General features: G+C 63.1%; 4 protein-coding genes. All 4 read left to right on the top strand.

Translation table 11 applies throughout. The features are described from left to right. Window positions 1-640 precede the first annotated feature (640 nt). The 4 genes from E3D03_RS20215 to E3D03_RS20230 all read left to right on the top strand — a co-directional run bounded on the left by E3D03_RS20215 (window position 641) and on the right by E3D03_RS20230 (window position 3,156). A complete protein-coding gene (locus tag E3D03_RS20215; RefSeq protein WP_263568445.1) occupies window positions 641-1,288 on the top strand; it encodes a TetR/AcrR family transcriptional regulator in 648 nt (215 codons plus the stop codon). A 111-nt stretch (window positions 1,289-1,399) separates the two neighbouring features. Next, entirely contained in the window at window positions 1,400-1,738 is a 339-nt protein-coding gene (locus E3D03_RS20220) for a hypothetical protein (protein ID WP_263568446.1), read from the top strand. A 10-nt stretch (window positions 1,739-1,748) separates the two neighbouring features. Beyond that, entirely contained in the window at window positions 1,749-2,027 is a 279-nt protein-coding gene (locus E3D03_RS20225) for an I78 family peptidase inhibitor (RefSeq protein WP_263568447.1), read from the top strand. A 409-nt stretch (window positions 2,028-2,436) separates the two neighbouring features. Further along, window positions 2,437-3,156 (top strand): tyrosine-type recombinase/integrase, encoded by a 720-nt coding sequence (locus tag E3D03_RS20230; protein ID WP_263568448.1) that lies wholly within the window; start codon window positions 2,437-2,439, stop codon window positions 3,154-3,156. The last annotated feature ends 28 nt before the right edge of the window (window positions 3,157-3,184 follow it).

Consider the following 3,184-nt stretch of genomic DNA (forward strand, 5'->3'; position numbering starts at 1 on the left):
GGACTGGGCCGATTTCAAGTCCTGCCTGCCGTCGCAGGCACCGGGTGCAGCCGACCAGCAGATCGGCACTGGCGACTGACGACGCAGTTCCAGCTCGCGAAGCGCTACGTCTCCGGAGCGCAGTCCTGGAGGCAGCGCAAGCCTGGATGAACCACGCTCCGAATCTGCACCGCACACTGTTGGGGAACGGGATGGCGTCAGGCGACACGTTGCGGCAACCAAGGGGCGAGGATGCTATTGATTTAGAGGACTTTAGCGCAAACGGAGTGTCCCATCACCATCGATCGCGGCCCGCCCCCTGCCCAGAGCTCATGACCTTACCTGCATCGCGCGGTGGACCGGCGCAACGGCCACTGCAAACCGGCTTCGGGCCGGCCCTGCGACCCTCGGCAAGCCTTGGCGACTTCCGCTCCGGACAGCAAGCCGAGCGCCACCGGCGCGGCAATGGCGCTCCGCTGAAGCCTCGATCCGAAGCTCGTATTCCCCTTGCATGACCTCAGACATATCGTGCTTATAGTTCACGGGGATTGGCAAGAATCGCTATTCCGTATTATGGACGAATTGGTTCGGTTTCGGCTCGCGTAGGGCCTGGGTTTTGTCCGGCGCTGCTGTCGGGTGTGAGTTATGAGTAGGTGTTTTCATGGGAATCAAGTCGCTTCCGGTGACGCGCGGCCGCAAGTTTCTGCAGGTGCTCGAAGGGGCGCGGACGATCTTCCTGCGCGACGGCTTCGAAGGCGCCAGCGTGGACGAGATCGCGCGCGAAGCCGGGGTCTCCAAGGCCACGCTCTACAGCTATTTCCCCGACAAGCGCGTCATGTTCATCGAGATCTTCCGCAACGAGTTGGCGCGCGAGACCGCCGATGCCGGCGCCCTGATCGAGGTCGACCTGCCGGTCGAGCAGGTGCTGCCCTTCATCGTGCAGCTCATCTCGGCGCATCTGATCTCGGAATTCGGGCTGCGCATCTATCGCGTCAGCGTCGGCGAGGCCGAGCGCTTTCCCTCGCTGGCCCGCGAGTATTACGAATCCGGCCTGCTGCTGCTGCGCCGGCAACTGGTCGGCTATCTGGAACGCTGCGTGCAGCGCCATGAATTGTGCATCGCCGATCTCGACCTGGCCGCCGACCAGCTGATCGAGCTTGCCGGCGTCGGCATTCACAACCGCGCCCTGTTCCTCGGGCCGCAGGCGATCGACAAGGACCAGCTGCGCAAGGTCAATCGGGGCGCCGTGCGGATGTTCCTGTCCTGCTATGGCAACAGGCACGCCGTCCTGGCCGAGGCGGCGCAGTAGCGCCATGGCACCGGCGCCACGCCCGGGGGCGATCTGCCGGGGGCGCTTCTCATTTGCCGGCAGCATGCTTATGATGCCGCGTCAGATCTTTTCGCACTGGATGACCGCCCGATGACCCGAGCCCTGATCGCGCTTCTTGCCCTTGCCCCCCTTGCCGCCTGCGCGCCGGCCTATGCCCCCGAACCCGAGCCGGCGCCCGCCGTGGCACCGCTGCCGCCGACCCCCGTCGCCGGCGTCAGCGGCCTGGAATCGCGCGAGCCCGATGCCTGCCACGCCAAGGACTACGTTGCGGCGCTGGGTCAGCCGGGCACCGTCATCTCGACCCTGGGCGTGACGCGCGAATATCGCGTCGTCGAATATCGCGGTATCGAGCCGCAGGAATACAACCCCCTGCGCATCGTCTTCCGCCTGGATGCGGCCGGCAATATCTACAACATCGACTGCGGCTGAGGACGCGGCGATGAAAGCCCTGCTTCTTCTGCTGCCGGTCTGCGCCCTGGCCGCCTGCGTCGAGACCGAGGCCCCGGCGCCCGCCCCGCAGCCCGAGGCCGACAGTTGCCATGCGGCCCAGTTCCGCGGCCTGATCGGCCAGCCCCGCGCGGTTCTCGACAGCATGAAGCTGCCCCCGGCGACGCGGGTGATCGGACCGCGGGATGCGGTGACGATGGACCTGCGTCCCGACCGGCTGAACTTCGAGATCGACGACAAGGCCGTCATCGCGAAGATCGGTTGCTACTGAAAGAAGGGCGCGGCGACCGCGCCCTTTTTCTTGCGGCGGGTGACGCAAGGTGCGGCAATGCGCATCACCATCTTTGCGGCAGGACCTGGCGCTGAAGAGCGTTGCTGCATGAGCCACGGCTCGTAACGCCGAATCAAGCCCCTGCCGAATGGGATGGATTGACGGAACGGACTGGTGCAATCTGGCGAAATGTCCAGTAAATACAGCGCTTTACGGGGAGTGGCGGAGACGAAGTCCGCCTGCCTACTGTTGCACGCGACCGCACCGCGACGTTTATCTAAAATTAATACCTTGTTTTAGAACACTCTTGTTGCGTGCCATATTGCATCTTGTTGCACGGAACCGTATCCAATGGAAGATTTTTCGTTGGTAAGGATGTTGGTAGAGGATGCCCAAGCGGGTCAGGGAGATGTCAGCAATCGAGGTCAAGCGCCTCGTCGAGCCTGGGTTTCACGCGGTAGGCGGCGTGCCGGGTCTTCACCTTCGCATTAACGATGGCGAGGGTCGATCCTGGATTCTGCGATCTACGGTGAATGGTAAGCGCCGTGACATTGGGCTCGGCGGCTTCCCTGACGTTTCTCTTGCGCTTGCGAGAGAGGCGGCAAGGGGCACGCGCGAGCAGATCAGAAGTGGCGTTGATCCGGTTGAGGAGCGAAAGGAAGCCCGGCGCCAACTCGTCCGTGAGCAGAAGAACGGGATCACGATGGCCGAGACCATCGAGCAGTATCTGACGAGCGGGAAACTCGATGCCCTGAGCAACGTCAAACACCAAGCGCAGTGGCGCTCTACGCTCGAAACTTACGCGGTTCCGCTTATCGGGGAAAAGCGGCTCGTAGACATTGATGTGTCCGACATAAAAGAGGTTCTCGATCCGATCTGGCAGTCGAAGCACGAGACTGCGACCCGCGTGCGATCGCGCCTAGAGGCGGTGCTCTCCTGGGCTGCGGTCAACGAACTGCGCAGCGGAGAAAACCCTGCGCGCTGGAAGGGCAACCTCAAAGAGCTTATGCCTTCCTTCAAGACAGCAGCTATTAAGGATCATCAGCCTGCGCTGCGAGTTAGCGATGCACACGGATGGTATTCGGCGCTCACACAGCGTGAAGGCGTTGCGGCACGAGCACTGGAGTGAACCGCGCCGGGTTTGCCGGAGGCTCCAA

The sequence above is a fragment of the Paracoccus sp. DMF genome, from assembly GCF_004407025.1.
In the GTDB taxonomy this organism is placed as follows: Bacteria; Pseudomonadota; Alphaproteobacteria; order Rhodobacterales; family Rhodobacteraceae; genus Paracoccus; species Paracoccus aminovorans_B.

What these genes read in the sequence shown, in the direction of transcription:
- E3D03_RS20230 (WP_263568448.1), top strand. Translation starts at nt 2,437, where the DNA reads ATGTCAGCAATCGAGGTCAAGCGCCTCGTCGAGCCTGGGTTTCACGCG.
- E3D03_RS20225 (WP_263568447.1), top strand. Translation starts at nt 1,749, where the DNA reads ATGAAAGCCCTGCTTCTTCTGCTGCCGGTCTGCGCCCTGGCCGCCTGC.
- E3D03_RS20220 (WP_263568446.1), top strand. Translation starts at nt 1,400, where the DNA reads ATGACCCGAGCCCTGATCGCGCTTCTTGCCCTTGCCCCCCTTGCCGCC.
- E3D03_RS20215 (WP_263568445.1), top strand. Translation starts at nt 641, where the DNA reads ATGGGAATCAAGTCGCTTCCGGTGACGCGCGGCCGCAAGTTTCTGCAG.